Origin of the sequence: Pseudomonas sp. NyZ480 (assembly GCF_029537255.1) — a bacterium.
GTDB classification, from domain to species: Bacteria; Pseudomonadota; Gammaproteobacteria; order Pseudomonadales; family Pseudomonadaceae; genus Aquipseudomonas; species Aquipseudomonas taiwanensis.
Window position 1 is genome coordinate 3,476,426 of sequence record NZ_CP120626.1, and the last position, 17,423, is coordinate 3,493,848.

Sequence of the window (17,423 nt, forward strand, 5' to 3'; positions counted from 1 at the left end):
TGCTCCTTAGCGGTAATCATTGAACAGGTCCGGGCGTGGCCCGGTGGACTCGCGGGCAACGATACGCGGTGCAACGATACGCTGCTCCGAAGCCCCCAGGCGCGGTGTGGCGATGCGCGACAGCAGCAGCGCCGCAGCGCTTTCGCCCAGCTCGCGGATCGACTGGCCCACGGTGGTCAGCGGTGGGTACACATAACGGCTCAGTTCGATATCGTCGAAACCGATCACCGACAACTCGCCTGGCACGTTGATGTTGCGTTCGGCGGCGGCACGCAGCACGCCGAAGCCAATCATGTCATTGCCGGCGAAGATCGCCGTGGGTCGGTTGCCATCGAGCAGCGTCGCCGCCGCCGCATGGCCACCGGGGCTGGTGAAGTCGCAGTGCAGGACACGGCCGGGCTCCACCGGCGCCTGCGCCTGGGCCATGGCCCGGCGAAAACCGGCCAGGCGCAGTTGGCTGACACCGGTCTGCGCGGGGCCGCCGATGTAGGCAATATCACGATGGCCCAGTTCGAGCAGGTGCACGGTCGCCAGGTAGGCACCCTGTTCATGATCGATGCGCACCAGGTCGGCATCGACCCCCTCCAGTTCGCGGTCGACGATGACCATTGGCGTCCGCACACCGGCAAGGCTCTGCAGCAGGTCGCTGTCCTCGCCCACCGACGCCACCACCAGGCCATCGATGCGCTTTTCCAGCAGCACGCGCAGATAGCTGCGCTGCTTCTGTGGGTTGTCATCCGAGTTGCACAGGATCACGCAGTAACCATTGCGCTCGCAGGCATCCTCGATACCCCGCGCCAGCTCGGCGAAGTACGGGTTGACACTGTTGGGCACCAGCAGGCCGATGGTCGCCGTACTACGTGCCTTGAGCGAGCGGGCCACCGCACTGGGTACATAGTCGAGCTCGGCGATGGCCGCCTCGACCTTCAGCCGCACCTGTTCACTGACCGGGCGGGTCTTGTTCAGTACATGAGACACCGTGGTATAGGAAATACCTGCGAGTGCCGCGACGTCTTTGATGGTTGCCATAAATTCAGTTCCGCCGACTTGCGCGCCGGCTGCGGTAGGTGTCGAGCACCACGGCGATGACGATGACCGCCCCGGTGATGATTCGTTTGGTGGGCTCGGAGGCGCCGATCTGCGCCAGCCCCGCGGCCAGTACCGAGATGATCAGCACGCCGAAGAAGGTGCTGATGACCGAACCACGCCCGCCCATCAGGCTGGTGCCACCGATGACCACAGCGGCAATCACCTGCAATTCAAGGCCCGAGCCGGCGTTGGGGTCTGCCGCCTCGAGGCGCGAGATCTGGAATAGCGCGGCCAGACCAGCCAAGAGCCCCATCAAGGCGAACACCACGACTTTGTAAGGGCGTGGGTCGATGCCGGCCAGGCGAACAGCCTCTTCATTGGTGCCGATGCCGATCAGGTAGCGCCCGAACACCGTGCGGGTCAGCACCAGCTGGGCCGCCAGAATCACCAGCAAGGCCAGGATGAACGCCGGCGAAATGCCAAAGGCAATCGGGTTGGAGAACCAGGCGTAGGCATCGCCGATGTAGGCGGTGCGCGAGTCGGTGAACTGGTAGGCCAACCCACGGGCCATCTCCAGCACGCCAAGGGAAACGATGAACGAGGGGATCCGCCAGGCCACGGTAACGGCCCCGGTGATGCTGCCCGCCAGCGCGGCCACGGCCATGCCGAGCAAGGCGGCGGGCAGCACCGACCACCCCCAGCCGAGGATCGCCACGCTGACCGTCGACGCCGCCAGCGCCAGCACCGAGCCCACAGACAGGTCGATGCCGCCGATGATCAGCACGAAGGTCATGCCCACCGCCAGCACCATCAGGTCGGGAATCTGGTTGGCCAGGGTGCTGAAGGTGGCATAGGACCAGAAATGGCTGCTCAGCAACGAGAACAGCACGATCATCGCCAGCAAGGCGCCGGCCAGGCCCAGGTAACTGCCCAGGCCGAAGTAGCTGCCGCCGCGGCGCACTGGTGTGCTGCCCGGGGTATCGAGGGGGGTGGTTTTCATGCATCAGTCCTGGGAGCTGCGTCGTGCAGCAGTGCGTCACGTTTCTGATAGCCAGCGAAGGCAGCGGCAAGAAGCTGGTCCTGGCGCCAATGTTCGCGTTCGAAGGTGTCGATCAGTCGCCCAGCGGAAAGGACCGCGATACGGTCGCAGATCAGCATCAACTCGCGCAGGTCGCTGGACACCACCACCAAGGCCTTGCCTTGACGCGCAAGGTCGGCCAGCAGGCCATAGATGTCGAACTTGGCGCCGACATCGATCCCCCGAGTCGGCTCGTCGAACAGCAGCACCTGGCAGTCCCGTTCCAGCCAACGGCCGATCACCACTTTCTGCTGGTTGCCCCCGGAAAGTTCACCGACCGCCTGGTCCTGGCCCGCACTGCGGATGCGCATGGCATTGATCTGCCGCTCGGCCAGAGCTTTTTCGGCGTCGCCGTCGAGTAAGCCGGCCTGGGAAACCGCGCTGTAGTTGCCCAAGGCGATGTTGGCAGCGATCGACTGCGACAACAGCAGGCCTTCGCCCTTGCGATCCTCGGTGATCAACGCGATGCCCGCTTGCACGGCAGCCTTGGGCGAGTCGATGGTCACGGCCTTGAGCGGCTGGCCGATCTCGATGCTGCCACTGTCGGCGACGTCGGCGCCGAAGATCAGGCGCAGCAACTCGGTGCGGCCTGCGCCAATCAACCCGGAAATACCGAAGATCTCCCCTGCCCTGACCTGGAACGACACATCGCGCACCTTGTCACCCCGAGACAAACCGTCGACCTTGAGCAAGGGCGCACCCAGCGTGCGACCACCAAGGTCGATGTGTTCGCCCAATTCCCGGCCTACCATCAGGTTGACCAGCTCGGCACTGCTGTAGCGTTGGATGGGCTCATCGCACACCAGCTTGCCATCGCGCAGCACGACGATGCGCTGGGCCACGCGCTGCAGCTCTTCTAGGCGGTGGGAGATATAGACGATCGCCACGCCGCGCTGGCGCAAGCGTTCGATCTGCACGAACAGCAATTCGACCTCGCGGGCGGTGAGCATGGCGGTAGGTTCATCGAAGATCAGCACGCGGCAGTCGCCGATCAGGTTGCGGGCGATTTCGACCATCTGCTGGTGGCCGATGCCCAGTTGCCCAACCGGGGTGTCCGGGTCGATGGCGTCCAGCCCCACCTGGGCCATGGCCGCAGTGGCCAGCTGGCGCAGGCGCTTCTGGCTGATCCAGCCGAACCGGCTGGGCAGGTTGTCGAGGAAAAGATTCTCGGCCACGGTCAGGGTCGGCAGCAGGTTGAGCTCCTGCATGACCATGCGCACGCCCAGGCGCTCGGCCTCATTGCGGCTGCCAGGCGCATAGGCCTGGCCGCGATAGGTCATCTGCCCGGTGGTGGGTACCTCCAGGCCACTGATGAGCTTGGACAAGGTGCTCTTGCCAGCGCCGTTTTCACCGGTAAGGGCCAGCACCTCACCACCACGCAGGCTCAGGCTGACGTCGCCGAGCACTGGCTGGGCGTAGGTCTTGCCCAGCCCCGTTGCAACGAGCACCACTTCATTGGCCGATGCCGACATGGCCACGTCTCCTGCTGGGGGTCAAGGCTGGGTGATGAGTTGGACCGGGGTCTGGATGACATTGTCAGCATCCACATCCGGTTTCTCGCCCTTGAGCATTTTCAACGCTGCCTGGATGCCATACACCGCTTGCTGGCTGGCGGCCTGGTCGAGGGTGGCGAGAACCCGGCCATCCTTGAGCATCGGCTTGATTGCATTGATGTTGTCATAGCCGACCACCTGCACCTGACCGGTCTTGCCGGCGGCTCGCACAGCCGACACAGCGCCCAGGGCCATGCTGTCGTTGCCCGCAAGCAGCGCCTTGATATCGGGGTATTCGTTGAGCATCGAAGCGGCAACCGCGTTGCCTTTGTCGATCTCCCAGTTGCCGGACTGCACCGAGACGATCTTCACCTGCGCCGCTTCCATGGCGTCCTTGAAACCGGCGGTACGTTGCTGGGCATTGGTGGTGGTAGGCACGCCTTCGATGATACCGACCTGGTCGCCAGCCTTGAGTTTTTCCTTGGCCAGGTAGTCGCCGACCAGGCGAGCGCCCTTGCGGTTATCAGGGCCTACGAAGGGAACGCTGATGCCCTTGCTCTTGAGTACGTCCGGGTCCAGGCGGTTGTCGATGTTCACCACGGTGATGCCAGCATCCATGGCCTTCTTCAACACCGGTACCAATGCCTTGGAATCGGCCGGAGCGATGACCAGGGCCTTGGCGCCAGTGGCGATCATCTGCTCGACGATTCGGATCTGGTTGCCGGTATCGGTTTCATCCTTGATGCCGTTGGCCACCAGTTCGAACTCGCCCGGGTGGTCTTTCTGGTACGCCTTGGCGCCGTCCTCCATGGTGCGGAAGAACTCGTTGGCCAGGGACTTCATCACCAACGCAACCTTGGGCGCATCTTCGGCGTGGGCGGCAGACAGCGGCAGAGCGAGGGAAAGCGTGGAGGCGACAGCGAGGGCCAGCAGACGGCCAGTGAACGGCAGCTTCATGGGGAATGACTCCGAATCTTGTGATTTTTATCGGGTCGCAAACGTTTGCGGTTCCTAACTATGGAAACAAGACCTGCGTTTGTCAAATCCGTTTCGATGCCGGGGTCAAGGCGTGTGCGCGACGGATTATCCGGAATTTTTCCGATAAACCGAACACCTTTTGCTGATTTTGTTCGGAATCCCGAATAAGCGCAGCTACCCAAGCGCCCACACCCCCCGCAGGCGCTGGCTTGCCGGCGATGGGGCAGCTGGTACGAAAACTGCCTCACGTGCAAGGCGACACAGCAAAAATCTCATTAGGAAGAGAGCACAATAATCATGAATGCTGCATTGAAGACCTTCGCCCCCACCGCGCTCGCGCTGCTGCTGGCGCTGCCCGCCACCGTCTCGGCGAAGGAAGCCGAAACTCAACAGAAACTCGCCAACGTAGTGATCCTCGCCACGGGCGGCACCATTGCCGGCGCCGGCGCCAGTGCTGCCAACAGCGCTACCTACCAGGCCGCCAAGCTGGGCGTGGACAAACTCATCGCCGGCGTGCCGGAACTGGCCGGACTGGCCAACGTTCGCGGTGAACAAGTGATGCAGATCGCCTCGGAAAGCATCAGCAACGATGACTTGCTGAAGCTGGGCAAACGCGTCGCCGAACTGGCAGACAGCAAAGATGTCGACGGCATCGTCATCACCCACGGCACCGACACCCTGGAAGAGACCGCGTACTTCCTCAACCTGGTGGAGAAGACCGACAAGCCGATCGTGGTGGTGGGCTCGATGCGCCCAGGCACCGCCATGTCCGCCGATGGCATGCTCAACCTGTACAACGCTGTGGCCGTGGCCAGCGACAAGCAGTCGCGCGGCAAAGGCGTGCTGGTAACCCTGAATGACGAGATTCAATCCGGCCGAGACGTGAGCAAAGCGGTGAACATCAAGACCGAGGCCTTCAAGAGCGCCTGGGGCCCCATGGGCATGGTGGTGGAAGGCAAGTCCTACTGGTTCCGTTTGCCAGCCAAGCGCCACACCGTCAACTCGGAATTCGACATCAAGCAGATCAGCAGCCTGCCCCAGGTGGACATCGCCTACGGCTATGGCAACGTAACCGACACGGCCTACAAGGCACTGGCACAAAACGGCGCCAAGGCATTGATCCATGCCGGCACTGGCAATGGCTCGGTATCGTCGCGAGTGGTACCGGCCCTGCAGCAACTGCGCAAGGACGGCGTACAGATCATTCGCTCTTCCCACGTGAACCAGGGCGGCTTCGTACTGCGCAATGCCGAGCAGCCGGATGACAAGAACGACTGGGTCGTGGCGCATGACCTGAATCCACAGAAGGCGCGGATCCTGGCGATGGTGGCGATGACCAAGACCCAGGACAGCAAGGAACTGCAGCGCATCTTCTGGGAGTATTGATCGCATGATCCCCGCGGGAGCGGCCTACCGGCGCAACGCCGCTCCCGCGGGAATCGCGCCAGCCCGCTGCAAGTCAGCCGCAAACCCTTTGGAAGGCGGCTTGGCGGCGATGAAGCCAGTTGCGAAAATTCTTGTGGTGAAATACTGTACGTACATACAGCAACAACAAGGAAAGCGCTCCATGGCCAGCACCGCCACCGCAACCCCTAGCAGCTACGAACAACTGGGCCTTCGCGTCCAGAAGATCATCAACAATCCTCTCGCCCAGCGCAGCCGTGCCGCCCTGATCTTCCGGCTGGAACATGAGTCGGTGGAGGATTGGGAAACCCTGCTTGAGGAAATCGCCGAGAACGACAATGTCACCCTCGCCCACCGCGATGACGGCGGCGTGCAGATTTTCTGGACTGTGCCCAAGGAAGATTGACCCAGCAGGCACGTCTCGCGTCGGCCTGTGACTGCCATTCACGCCAGTGCCTGCAAGTAGGCACTGGCCTCCCGATAACGCGCCAGGCGCGCCAGGTCGGCAGGGCCTGGGGTGGCAATGCGGGTAAGATCACTGTTATCGGCAAGATCGGCCAGCTTGACCGTGCGGGCCAACGGGTCATCACCCAGGCGCACGACGAAATCCTGGTAGCTTTCGCCTTCACGCCTGCTCAATGCCAGCAAGGCCGCCAGGATCTTCAATGCGAACCCCTCACGGGCGAGGTCCGACAGCGTCAACGGGGTGTCTTCGAGCACATCGTGCAGCACCGCGACAATGCGCTGCTCAGGGGTCGCAACGCGCATCATCACCCGCAACGGGTGGAGAATGTACGCCGCCCCACCCTTATCGAATTGCCCTTCATGCGCCCTGGCGGCCACGACGATGGCCCGTTCCAGCGTAGACATGAGGCCCTCTCCGTTCAGCATCTCCTTTGTCCAAGCATAGCCGGGACCGGCGCGCCATGGCCACCCGCAGACTCGCCTAGCTCGCCGCCTAGCGCTCGACGCCGTGCTGGATGACGATCGAGTCAGTGCCGAGCTTGGCCATGACTTCAGCCTTGCGGGCCTCGGCTTCGGCCTTGGTGGGGAATGGCCCCATCAACACCACCGGCTTGCCATTGCGGTATTCCACCGAAGACGGAATACCCTTCTCGATCAGGCGTGCGGTCATATCGCTCAGTGCGCCCATGTTGGCGCCTTGAATCACTTCGACATCCCAGCCTTCAGGGGCCGGCTGATCGGCCAGGGCTTCGGCGCGGCGCTGCAGCTCCGCGCCACCGCACATTTCGCGGATACGCAAGTTGTTGCCGGTGTCATCGACGATGATTTCGTATTGGCCAGCGTCGCGCTTGATAGCGACGTAGCTGCGGTAGGCTTCGTACTGCCCGGCATCGTCCTTGCCACGCACCTGGCCGCAGATGGTGCCCTGGGTGTCGATCCGCACGTTGCCGAACTTGGCGGTCTTGGGGTTGTGCAGATGTTCGGCCACCTGCTTGTGTACGCCTTCGACCTCGTTCTCACAGCCCGCCAGGGCCAGCACTGCCATTACCACTGCCAGTTTGCGCACGCGTCCACCTCCAGATTCGAAGGGGCGGATTCTAGCATGATGGCCTTGCGCACGGGCCGCGACCATAGGTTACGGGCTGCAACAGCGTGGAAACGCGCAAACGAAAAAGGGCGACCCTATCGGATCGCCCCTCTTCAGATTTGGTAGGCACAATTGGACTCGAACCAACGACCCCCACCATGTCAAGGTGGTGCTCTAACCAACTGAGCTATGTGCCTGTCGTGTGGCGCGCATATTAAGGGGGATGCGCATGGCTGTAAAGCGTTTTTTTCAAAAAAATCAAAAACTTTCGGTTCTGGGGAGTGTTGAGTGGCAGGCCAGGGGGGTTGGCGCTCATGCGATCGAGCGCCGCCGGCGCGGCGCATCGCGAGCAAGGCTCGCTCCTACGGTGGTGGCGGGCCAATGTTGTCTGCGGTTGGCGCGCGCGAACGCCTGGCCTGGATGACTCGAGATCGAGCCGTGCAATAACGCGCAACTGTAGGAGCGAGCCTTGCTCGCGAGAGGTGGATCCTGCGCGACCGAGCGCCGCCGGCGCGGCGCATCGCGAGCAAGGCTCGCTCCTACGGTGGTGGCGGGCCAATGTTGTCTGCGGTTGAGGCGCGCGAGCGCCTGGCCTGGGTGACTCGAGATCGCGCCGTGCAATAAAGCGCAACTGTAGGAGCGAGCCTTGCTCGCGAGAGGTGGATCCTGCGCGATCGAGTGCCGCCGGCGTGGCGCATCGCGAGCAAGGCTCGCTCCTACGGTGGTGGCGGGCCAATGTTGTCTGCGGTTGAGGCGCGCGAGCGCCTGGCCTGGATGACTCGAGATCGCGCCGTGCAATAACGCGCAACTGTAGGAGCGAGCCTTGCTCGCGATGCGCCGCACAGGCGGCGCCCTTCTGAAGCCCCGCGAGATCTATGGCAGCTGCCCTGCCTCCACCACAGACGAGCACGCATGAACTTTTCTTGCACAAGCAAAAAGGGCGACCCCTTCGGATCGCCCTTCATGTGCCCGGAAGCCGGGACTTTTGTTTGGTAGGCACAATTGGACTCGAACCAACGACCCCCACCATGTCAAGGTGGTGCTCTAACCAACTGAGCTATGTGCCTGTCGATGTGGGCGCATTCTACGCGTTCCGAAACCGGTGTCAACTGTTTTTTTCCCGCTAACCCACTGAATCTTAAAAATATTTAGAGTCCAGGCGCTGGCAATGCGAGTAAAGGATTTTCAACGGACGACTAGCGGGTGTTTATTATTATTGATAGCATCGGTACATTCGTTAAAAATATAAAACACGAGGTTCCTCGAGCATGGCCAATACCCCCTACCCCCAGTCCTACTACGCCGCCTCGGCTAACCCGGTGCCGCCACGTCCGGCGCTGCAGGGTGAGGTGGAAACCGATGTGTGTATCATCGGTGCCGGCTACACCGGCCTGTCCAGCGCGCTGTTCCTGCTGGAAAACGGCTTCAAGGTGAGCATCGTCGAAGCCGCCAAGGTCGGCTTCGGCGCTTCGGGCCGCAACGGCGGCCAGATCGTCAACAGCTACAGCCGCGACATCGATGTCATCGAACGTACCGTCGGCCCCAAGCAAGCACAGTTGCTGGGCCAGATGGCCTTCGAAGGCGGCCGCATCATTCGTGAGCGCGTAGCCAAGTACAACATCCAGTGCGACCTGAAGGACGGTGGTGTTTTCGCCGCCCTCACCGCCAAGCAGATGGGTCACCTGGAATCGCAAAAGCGCCTGTGGGAACGCTTCGGTCACACCCAGCTGGAACTGATGGACCAGAAGCGCATTCGCGAAGTCGTGGCGTGCGACAACTACGTCGGCGGCATGCTGGACATGAGCGGCGGCCACATCCACCCGCTGAACCTGGCCCTGGGCGAAGCCGCCGCGGTCGAGTCGCTGGGCGGCATCATTTATGAGCAAACCCCGGCCGTACGTATCGAACGTGGCGCCAATCCGGTCGTACACACCCCGCAGGGCAAAGTGCGCGCCAAGTTCATCATCGTCGCCGGTAACGCCTACCTGGGTAACCTGGTCCCGGAACTGGCCGCCAAGTCGATGCCATGCGGCACCCAGGTGATCACCACCGAACCGCTGGGCGACGAGCTGGCGCGCACCCTGCTGCCGCAGGACTACTGCGTCGAGGACTGCAACTACCTGCTCGACTACTACCGCTTGACCAGCGACAAGCGCCTGATCTTCGGCGGCGGCGTTGTCTACGGTGCACGTGACCCGGCCAACATCGAAGCGATCATCCGTCCGAAGATGCTCAAGGCGTTCCCGCAACTGAAGAACGTCAAGATCGATTACGCCTGGACCGGCAACTTCCTGCTGACCCTGTCGCGTCTGCCGCAGGTCGGCCGTATCGGCGACAACATCTACTACTCGCAGGGTTGCTCGGGCCATGGCGTGACTTACACCCACCTGGCAGGCAAGGTGCTGGCAGAGGCCCTGCGAGGCCAGGCTGAGCGCTTCGATGCCTTCGCCGGCCTGCCCCACTACCCATTCCCGGGTGGCCAGATGCTGCGCGTGCCATTCAGCGCCATCGGCGCCTGGTACTACAGCCTGCGCGATCGTCTGGGCTTCTAACGGTTCATCGCCGGCGCACCGGTTCCTACAGGTTTCGCGTAACCCTGTAGGCGCCGGCTTGCCAGCGATCAGGCCACGTTACCTGCCCAGGCTGCTCACCGCCTGCTTGGCTGCAAGCTCCTGGCCTGCCCGAGCCAGTTCATCTGCCGCCTGCAACCAGCGTTGGCGGTCCACTTGGGCCGGCAACTGCCGCGGTGGCTGCACCAGCACCGCCCAGCTCCCCTCCTTGACCCAGGCCGCCTCGAAATCATCGAACGCCATCAACTCCCGGCGATGCATGCCTGAGCGCAGCAGCACCCGTTGTTTGTAACGGTCATAGCCGATCAGCACCGCGTAACGCGGCTCGCCCCACCAGGCCGCACCCTCCTCGTAGCGCAGCAACACCGGATTACCCGCAGCCACCTGCACCAGCAAGGCGTCCAGGCGCTTGTCCAGTGGATAGACGACCATGCCGTAATCCCTGGCAACGCGAGGAATGCCGGTATCCAGCGACTCGGCGGCCTGGGGCAGGTTCAAGGGCTTGTCCAAAAGGCCTGGCGTGATCGGTGCGCCTTGCTGCGAGAGCACCGCCGCCAGGGCCATGGCGCCGCTGTGGTTGGCATTGCCACGGTAGAACGGCACGCTGCTGATTTCGACACGCTGCGGCAAGCCCTTGAGAGCGGCCGGTGGCGCACTGGCACAGCCCGTCAGGCTGACGGCCAGCAGACACGCGGCCAGCCATTTGAAGGATTTTTGCTCCATGGACACTCACTTGTTCCAGCGCCGGACAGGCACGCCCGGCTGTGGTCGTCGATCATAGGTCGGACAGCCTCGCGGGTATAGTCCGACCCACCGTAGGAACGAATCGGACCAAGCAATAGACTTAAGGTCAATGGAACGTCACAGGGCGCGAGCTAGACTAAAGCAGTGTCTGGAAGGCAAAGCCTTGCGCTGGCCCGAGAGAAGGAGGCACCTATGAGCCTGACCATGGCAATTCTCATGCTGGTGGGCATGTGGCTGAGCGTCGCAGCCGCCATGCTGTGGGGTGTACTACGAATCGTGCGGCGTCGTGCCCATCATCACCCTCTGCCGCCGCACACCTTGCCCACGCCACAGCCGGCCCGGCGCGCGCGCCGCCATGCTGGAGCGCACTGACCTGCAGATACGTCGAGGCCCGCTCACCGGCGGGCCTCGGTCCATGCATCAGCCTTCAGCCATCTCACGCTTGACCCGCGCACGGCGAGCCATGATGTTGAGGATCTCGATCAGCGTCGAGAAGGCCATCGCCGCATACACATAACCTTTCGGTACGTGGGCGCCCATGCCCTCGGCGATCAGCGTCATACCGATCATGATCAAGAAGCCCAGCGCAAGCATCACCACGGTCGGGTTGTCGTTGATGAACTTGGCCAACGGGTCGGCTGCCACCAGCATCACGATCACAGCACTGATCACGGCGATGATCATGATTGGCAAGTGTTCGGTCATGCCCACGGCGGTGATGATGCTGTCGACCGAAAACACGATGTCCAGCAGCAGGATCTGCCCGATCGCCGCAGCGAAGCCCAGCGTCACGGTGGAGCCCGCCTTGGCTTCTTCCTTGGCGCCGCGCGGGTCGACGTTCTCGTGAATTTCCTTGGTCGCCTTCCACAACAGGAACAGGCCACCGGCGATGAGGATCATGTCTTTCCACGAGAAGCTATGGCCGAACACATCGATCACCGGCTCGGTGAGCTGGACGATCCAGGCCACGGTGCTCAGCAACGCCAGGCGCATGACCAGGGCCATGCTGATACCGATGCGCCGCGCCTTGGAGCGATACTCCACCGGGAGCTTGTTGGTGAGGATGGAGATGAAGATCAGGTTATCGATACCCAGGACGATCTCCATCGCCACCAGCGTGGCCAGGGCGACCCAGGCGGTTGGGCTTGCGACGAGTTCCAGCAAATATTCCATTTTTCAATCCTGCTCGGGTCTGGGTCAGATGTCCTGGGTCTTTGCGTCGGGCTCGGTGCTCTTGGGCTTGTGCCCTTCGGAACCGATGGCTTCATGCAGCGCCTGCTGGGCCGCTTCGTTGGTCTTGTCGATGGCTTGCTTGGCCGACTCTGCAGCCTGGTCGAGCATTTGCTGGGCGGATTTCTCGGCCTGATCGCACCCGCTCATGGCAAACAGTGCCAACACCAGCACCAGGGGCGTACCGATGGATTTGAGTTGCAGCATGGGTTCCTCGCTTGTCGAAAACCGGGCGGCGCGCACTGCGCCTGATGGGGTCGCATTCTAAAGAGTGCGATACATCAGAAAAATTCGTATTTTCAGCAGTTATACTTCGGTTTTTACGAATATTGGAAATACCCCGTGCTCAACTATCGCCAGTTGCATTACTTCTGGGCCGTGGCCAAGACCGGCAGCATCGCACGTGCCAGCGAACAGCTGAATCTCACACCCCAGACCATCAGCGGCCAGATCAGCCTGTTCGAGCAGACCTACGGCCTAGAGCTGTTTCAGCGCGTCGGACGCCAGCTGGAACTGACCGAAACCGGCCGCCAGACCCTGGCATACGCCGAGCAGATGTTTCAGATCGGTGGCGAGCTGGAGGCGCTGCTGCGGGCAGGCCCGCAAGAGCAGATCCTGTTCCGTGTCGGCGTGGCGGACGTGGTGCCCAAATCCATCGTCTATCGCCTGCTGGCACCGACCATGGAATTGGACAACGCACTGCGTATCAACTGCCGCGAAGACAAGCTGGAACGGCTATTGGCGGACCTGGCGATCCAGCGTCTGGACCTGGTCATTTCCGACAGCCCGATGCCCAATCACCTGGATATCAAGGGTTACAGCCAGAAGCTGGGGGAATGCGGGCTCAGCTTCTTCGCCACACCGGCATTGTCCCAGCGCCACAAGGGGCCCTTTCCTGCATGCCTGCAGGACGCGCCGCTGCTGATTCCGGGCCAGGAAACGGTGGTGCGCAGTCGCCTGATGCGCTGGTTGAGCGAGCAGCAGGTGCAGCCGCGGGTCATCGGCGAGTTCGATGACAGTGCACTGATGCAGGCCTTCGGGCAGTCGGGTAGCGGTATTTTCGTGGCCCCGAGCGTGATCGCCGATGAAGTATGCCGCCAGTATGGGGTCGAGCTGGTTGGCCAGACCGACGCGGTGCACGAGTCGTTCTACGCGATTTCAGTCGAGCGCAAGGTCAAACACCCTGGGATCGTGGCGATCACCGAAGGCGCGCGGCGAGAGCTTTTTCACTGGTAGAAGGCGCTGCACCCCAGTGCGGCAAACCGACGCGCGGCCGTTATCGCCGGAGCCGGACTGCCGGCGATAACGGCCAAACGGTCTGTGGTAAAGTCGCGCCCTTTCACAATAACGAGATACTGCTTCACATGACCCCTGTTCTTCGCCTACTCAACCGCACCAGCCTGGTGACGCAGATCGTCATCGGCCTGGTTGCCGGTATCGCTCTGGCGCTGCTTGCACCAGCCATCGCCCGCGACCTGGCTTTCCTCGGCAAAGTGTTCGTCAGCGCGCTCAAGGCAGTGGCGCCGGTGCTGGTGTTCATCCTGGTCATGGCTTCGATCGCCAACCACCGGCACGGCCAGGAAACCCACATCCGCCCCATTCTCTGGCTGTACTTGCTGGGCACCTTCGCAGCCGCAGTTGTGGCCGTGGTTGCCAGCATGCTGTTCCCCTCGCAACTGGCATTGAGCACCGGCGAGGCAGCGCTCAGCGCCCCGGGCGGCATCGGCGAAGTGTTGCAGAACCTGCTGCTGAGCGCTGTCGACAACCCGATCAATGCGCTGCTCAACGCCAACTTCATCGGCATTCTGACCTGGGCCATCGGCCTGGGCGTGGCCCTGCGCCATGCCGGCGACACCACCCGTACGGTGGTCGAGGACCTGTCCAATGGCGTGACCCTGATCGTACGCGTGGTGATCCGCTTCGCACCACTGGGCATCTTCGGCCTGGTCAGCTCCACCCTCGCCCAATCGGGGCTGAGCGCCCTGCTCGGCTACCTGCACCTGCTGGCGGTGCTGATCGGCTGCATGCTGTTCGTGGCGTTGGTGATGAACCCGCTGATCGTGTTCTGGAAGATACGCCGCAACCCATACCCGCTGACCTTGCTGTGCCTGCGCGAAAGTGGCATCACGGCGTTCTTCACCCGCAGTTCGGCGGCGAACATTCCGGTGAACCTGGCATTATCCGAGCGTCTTGGCCTGCATGAAGACACCTACTCGGTATCGATTCCGCTGGGTGCGACCATCAACATGGCCGGCGCGGCGATCACCATCACCGTGCTGACCCTGGCAGCGGTACACACCCTGGGAATTCCTGTCGACCTGCCGACCGCCGTGCTGCTGAGCGTGGTCGCGGCCATCTGTGCCTGTGGCGCCTCCGGGGTAGCGGGCGGTTCGCTGCTGCTGATCCCGCTGGCATGCAGCCTGTTCGGCATTCCCAGCGAGATCGCCATGCAGGTGGTGGCGGTCGGCTTCATCATTGGCGTGCTGCAGGATTCAGCCGAGACCGCGCTGAATTCGTCGACCGATGTACTGTTCACGGCTGCCGCGTGCCAGGCAGAAACGCAACGCAGTGCATGAATGACGCTGGGCCGCCATGCGGCCCAGCGCCTACAGGTTCGGTTGATGCTTGGCCGACGATGAAGCCAGTGATTGCCTAAGCCTGGCGCTTTACCTACGCTAGTGGCCCTCCCCCAGTAATGAGACAGGGTCATGTCAGAACACGAAACCGCAGGCGCAGGCCGCTTCAACAGCGTCGAGATCCGAATCCTCGGCTCGTTGATCGAAAAGCAGGCCACCAGCCCGGAAAGCTACCCGCTGACCCTCAACGCCCTGGTTCTGGCGTGCAACCAGAAGACCAGCCGCGAGCCGGTCATGAATCTGACCCAAGGCCAGGTTGGCCAGGCCCTGCGCGCCCTCGAAGGCCAGGACATGACCCGCCTACAGATGGGCAGCCGTGCCGACCGCTGGGAACAGCGCGTGGACAAGGCGCTGGAACTGGTACCGGCACAGCTGATACTGATGGGACTGATGTTCCTGCGCGGCCCGCAGACCCTCAACGAGCTGCTCACGCGCAGCAACCGCCTTCACGACTTCGACGATACCGAGCAGATCCAGCACCAACTCGAGCGTTTGATCTCACGAGGCCTTGCCCTGCACCTGCCGCGCCAGGCTGGCCAGCGCGAAGACCGATACACCCATGCGCTGGGCGACCCGGCGGAAATCGAGGCGATACTCGCCGCACGCCAGCAGGAAGGTGGCGGGCGTGGCAGCGCCAGCAACGTATCGGAAGAGCGGATCGAAGCCCTGGAAGCCCGGATTGCCGCTCTGGAAGCGCGCCTGTCCGAACTTGGCGGGTGATCCGTTCAATTATCCGGTTCGGGGAAGTTGCGACAACTCTTGCGCTCAGCAAGCTCGCGGTCGCTCGGGCGCTGGTCGACGAACACCGTGCGTCCGTCGGCGTAGATTTCCAGATAGCCCCAGTGCAGGTCATGCTCTTTCTGGCCGGGCTTGGGTGGCACGAGCCACCAGGGTTCGCGGCTGATCAGGGTCATGGCTGAGATTCCTGAGGGTGTCTGCGTTAAATGATAGACACCCTCGTTCACCACGAGCCACATCGCCGACAAGCCGGTTCCTACTGGTCCCTGTAGGAGTCGGCTTGTCGGCGATGTGTCGTTACAGGCTTACGCCGGCGCAGACGTACGGATCAAGTGATCGAAAGCCGCCAGTGAGGCCTTGGCGCCCTCACCTACTGCGATGACGATCTGCTTGTACGGCACTGTGGTCACGTCACCGGCAGCGAAGACGCCGGGGATGTTGGTCGCGCCCTTGGCATCGACGATGATCTCGCCACGCGGCGACAGTTCGACGGTACCCTTGAGCCAGTCAGTGTTCGGCAGCAGGCCGATCTGCACGAAGATGCCTTCCAGCGCCAGCTCGTGCGACTCGTCGGTGCTGCGGTCCTTGTAACGCAGGCCAGTGACTTTCTCGCCGTTGCCCAGCACTTCGGTCGTCAGGGCGCTGGTGATGACCTTGACGTTCGGCAGGCTGTGTAGCTTGCGCTGCAGAACGGCGTCGGCACGCAGCTGGCTGTCGAATTCGATCAGCGTTACCTGGGCAACGATCCCCGCAAGGTCGATGGCCGCTTCAACACCCGAGTTGCCGCCACCGATCACCGCCACACGCTTACCCTTGAACAGCGGGCCGTCGCAGTGCGGGCAGTAGGCCACGCCACGGGCGCGGTACTCCTGCTCGCCCGGCACATTCATTTCGCGCCAGCGGGCGCCGGTGGCCAGGATCACGGTCTTGGCCTTGAGCGAGGCACCGCCTGCCAGGCGTACTTCGTGCAAACCGCCGTCGGTGGCCGGAATCAACGCTTCACCGCGCTGCAGGTTCATGATGTCGACGTCGTACTGCTTGACGTGCTCTTCCAGCGCCGTGGCCAGTTTCGGCCCCTCGGTTTCCTGTACCGAGATGAAGTTCTCGATGGCCAGGGTATCGAGCACCTGACCGCCGAAACGCTCGGCGGCGACACCGGTACGGATGCCTTTGCGGGCGGCATAGATCGCTGCCGAGGCGCCAGCTGGGCCACCGCCGACCACCAGCACGTCGAACGCGTCCTTGGCGTTGATCTTCTCGGCCTGGCGGGCACCGGCATTGGTGTCGATCTTGCCGAGAATCTCTTCCAGGCCCATACGGCCCTGGCCAAACACTTCGCCGTTCAGGTAAATGCTAGGCACCGCCATGATCTTGCGGGCTTCGACTTCATCCTGGAACAGCGCACCGTCGATGGCCACGTGGCGCACGTTCGGGTTGAGTACCGCCATCAAGTTCAGCGCCTGGACCACGTCCGGGCAGTTCTGGCACGACAGCGAGAAGTAGGTTTCGAAAGTGAACTCGCCTTCAAGCGCCTGGATCTGCTCGATCACTTCGGCGCTGGCCTTGGATGGGTGGCCACCGACTTGCAGCAGCGCCAACACCAGCGAGGTGAATTCATGGCCCATTGGGATGCCGGCGAAGCGCAGGCTGATATCGGCACCCGGGCGGTTGAGCGAGAACGAGGGACGACGGGCGTCATCACCATCCGCGCGCAGGGTAATGAGGTTCGACAGGCCGGCAATTTCCACCAGCAGGTCGTGCAATTCGCGGGACTTCGCGCCGTCGTCGAGGGAAGCAACGATCTCGATCGGCTGGGTGACCCGCTCCAGGTAGGTTTTCAGTTGCGATTTAAGCGTGGCGTCCAACATACGGGCGATTCCTTTTTCAAACTTCGGATACAAAAACGCCCAGGCGATGGCGCCCGGGCGTTTGACGGGGCAGTGAGAACTTCAGCTATGGCGGCTGCTCACC

Annotated in this window: 18 protein-coding genes and 2 tRNA genes; 7 read left to right on the top strand and 13 right to left on the bottom strand. The window is 62.6% G+C overall.

The features are described from left to right. Nucleotides 1–6: 6 nt before the first annotated feature. Genes P3R38_RS16020 through P3R38_RS16035 form a run of 4 tightly spaced genes read right to left on the bottom strand, consistent with a single transcriptional unit; the run spans nt 7 to nt 4,557 of the window. The gene (locus P3R38_RS16020) at nt 7–1,029 is read right to left on the bottom strand and encodes a LacI family DNA-binding transcriptional regulator (RefSeq protein ID WP_023381245.1); all 1,023 of its coding nucleotides are present in this window, start codon (nt 1,027–1,029) and stop codon (nt 7–9) included. Nucleotides 1,030–1,033: 4 nt separating this feature from the next. Beyond that, nucleotides 1,034–2,029 (bottom strand): ABC transporter permease, encoded by a 996-nt coding sequence (locus P3R38_RS16025; RefSeq protein WP_023381246.1) that lies wholly within the window; start codon nt 2,027–2,029, stop codon nt 1,034–1,036. Further along, nucleotides 2,026–3,579, bottom strand: a complete 1,554-nt coding sequence (locus P3R38_RS16030) for a sugar ABC transporter ATP-binding protein (RefSeq protein WP_027908172.1) — start codon at nt 3,577–3,579, stop codon at nt 2,026–2,028. The genes P3R38_RS16025 and P3R38_RS16030 overlap by 4 nt, the downstream gene beginning before the upstream one ends. Nucleotides 3,580–3,600: 21 nt before the next feature. Then, on the bottom strand, nt 3,601–4,557 hold the full coding sequence (locus tag P3R38_RS16035; RefSeq protein WP_027908173.1) for a sugar ABC transporter substrate-binding protein: 957 nt from the start codon (nt 4,555–4,557) through the stop codon (nt 3,601–3,603). Nucleotides 4,558–4,875: 318 nt separating this feature from the next. Between P3R38_RS16035 and P3R38_RS16040 the strand changes: the two genes are divergently transcribed. Beyond that, nucleotides 4,876–5,964 (top strand): asparaginase, encoded by a 1,089-nt coding sequence (locus P3R38_RS16040; protein WP_023381249.1) that lies wholly within the window; start codon nt 4,876–4,878, stop codon nt 5,962–5,964. A 181-nt stretch (nt 5,965–6,145) separates the two neighbouring features. Then, nucleotides 6,146–6,388 carry a DUF1654 domain-containing protein gene (locus tag P3R38_RS16045; RefSeq protein WP_023381250.1) on the top strand — a complete coding sequence of 81 codons (243 nt, stop codon included), beginning with the start codon at nt 6,146–6,148 and terminating at the stop codon, nt 6,386–6,388. 38 nt (nt 6,389–6,426) lie between these two features. Here P3R38_RS16045 and P3R38_RS16050 read toward each other — a convergent pair whose 3' ends face one another. The 4 genes from P3R38_RS16050 to P3R38_RS16065 form a co-directional block, all read right to left on the bottom strand. Beyond that, nucleotides 6,427–6,852, bottom strand: coding sequence for a hypothetical protein (locus tag P3R38_RS16050; RefSeq protein ID WP_023381251.1), 426 nt, complete (start codon nt 6,850–6,852; stop codon nt 6,427–6,429). Nucleotides 6,853–6,940: 88 nt separating this feature from the next. Further along, nucleotides 6,941–7,513 carry an SPOR domain-containing protein gene (locus P3R38_RS16055; RefSeq protein ID WP_023381252.1) on the bottom strand — a complete coding sequence of 191 codons (573 nt, stop codon included), beginning with the start codon at nt 7,511–7,513 and terminating at the stop codon, nt 6,941–6,943. 141 nt (nt 7,514–7,654) lie between these two features. Further along, a tRNA-Val gene (locus tag P3R38_RS16060) sits at nt 7,655–7,731 on the bottom strand. A gap of 793 nt (nt 7,732–8,524) precedes the next feature. After that, nucleotides 8,525–8,601: transfer RNA gene (locus P3R38_RS16065), tRNA-Val, on the bottom strand. A gap of 201 nt (nt 8,602–8,802) precedes the next feature. On the opposite strand from P3R38_RS16065, the gene P3R38_RS16070 reads away from it, so the two are divergent. Continuing rightward, nucleotides 8,803–10,086, top strand: coding sequence for an FAD-binding oxidoreductase (locus P3R38_RS16070; protein ID WP_023381253.1), 1,284 nt, complete (start codon nt 8,803–8,805; stop codon nt 10,084–10,086). Nucleotides 10,087–10,164: 78 nt separating this feature from the next. Here P3R38_RS16070 and P3R38_RS16075 read toward each other — a convergent pair whose 3' ends face one another. After that, a complete protein-coding gene (locus tag P3R38_RS16075; protein ID WP_023381254.1) occupies nt 10,165–10,827 on the bottom strand; it encodes a peptidase C39 family protein in 663 nt (220 codons plus the stop codon). Nucleotides 10,828–11,040: 213 nt separating this feature from the next. Here P3R38_RS16075 and P3R38_RS16080 point away from each other — a divergent pair, with 213 nt between their 5' ends. After that, nucleotides 11,041–11,220 (top strand): hypothetical protein, encoded by a 180-nt coding sequence (locus P3R38_RS16080; protein ID WP_023381255.1) that lies wholly within the window; start codon nt 11,041–11,043, stop codon nt 11,218–11,220. A 48-nt stretch (nt 11,221–11,268) separates the two neighbouring features. Here the strand turns inward: P3R38_RS16080 and P3R38_RS16085 are convergent, their stop codons facing one another. Together P3R38_RS16085 and P3R38_RS16090 are read right to left on the bottom strand one after the other, a co-directional pair. Beyond that, on the bottom strand, nt 11,269–12,021 hold the full coding sequence (locus P3R38_RS16085) for a TerC family protein (RefSeq protein WP_023381256.1): 753 nt from the start codon (nt 12,019–12,021) through the stop codon (nt 11,269–11,271). Nucleotides 12,022–12,045: 24 nt separating this feature from the next. Further along, entirely contained in the window at nt 12,046–12,285 is a 240-nt protein-coding gene (locus P3R38_RS16090) for a hypothetical protein (protein WP_023381257.1), read from the bottom strand. A gap of 135 nt (nt 12,286–12,420) precedes the next feature. Between P3R38_RS16090 and nhaR the strand changes: the two genes are divergently transcribed. From nhaR to P3R38_RS16105, 3 genes are all read left to right on the top strand, one after another. Further along, nucleotides 12,421–13,314, top strand: a complete 894-nt coding sequence (gene nhaR / locus P3R38_RS16095) for a transcriptional activator NhaR (RefSeq protein WP_277686414.1) — start codon at nt 12,421–12,423, stop codon at nt 13,312–13,314. Between the two features lie 128 nt (nt 13,315–13,442). After that, nucleotides 13,443–14,654, top strand: coding sequence for a serine/threonine transporter SstT (gene sstT, locus P3R38_RS16100; RefSeq protein ID WP_023381259.1), 1,212 nt, complete (start codon nt 13,443–13,445; stop codon nt 14,652–14,654). Nucleotides 14,655–14,786: 132 nt separating this feature from the next. Beyond that, on the top strand, nt 14,787–15,434 hold the full coding sequence (locus P3R38_RS16105) for a DUF480 domain-containing protein (RefSeq protein WP_023381260.1): 648 nt from the start codon (nt 14,787–14,789) through the stop codon (nt 15,432–15,434). Between the two features lie 5 nt (nt 15,435–15,439). Here P3R38_RS16105 and P3R38_RS16110 read toward each other — a convergent pair whose 3' ends face one another. After that, the gene (locus tag P3R38_RS16110) at nt 15,440–15,628 is read right to left on the bottom strand and encodes a hypothetical protein (RefSeq protein ID WP_277686415.1); all 189 of its coding nucleotides are present in this window, start codon (nt 15,626–15,628) and stop codon (nt 15,440–15,442) included. 129 nt (nt 15,629–15,757) lie between these two features. After that, nucleotides 15,758–17,320, bottom strand: coding sequence for an alkyl hydroperoxide reductase subunit F (gene ahpF, locus P3R38_RS16115; protein ID WP_277686416.1), 1,563 nt, complete (start codon nt 17,318–17,320; stop codon nt 15,758–15,760). Nucleotides 17,321–17,423: the final 103 nt, after the last annotated feature.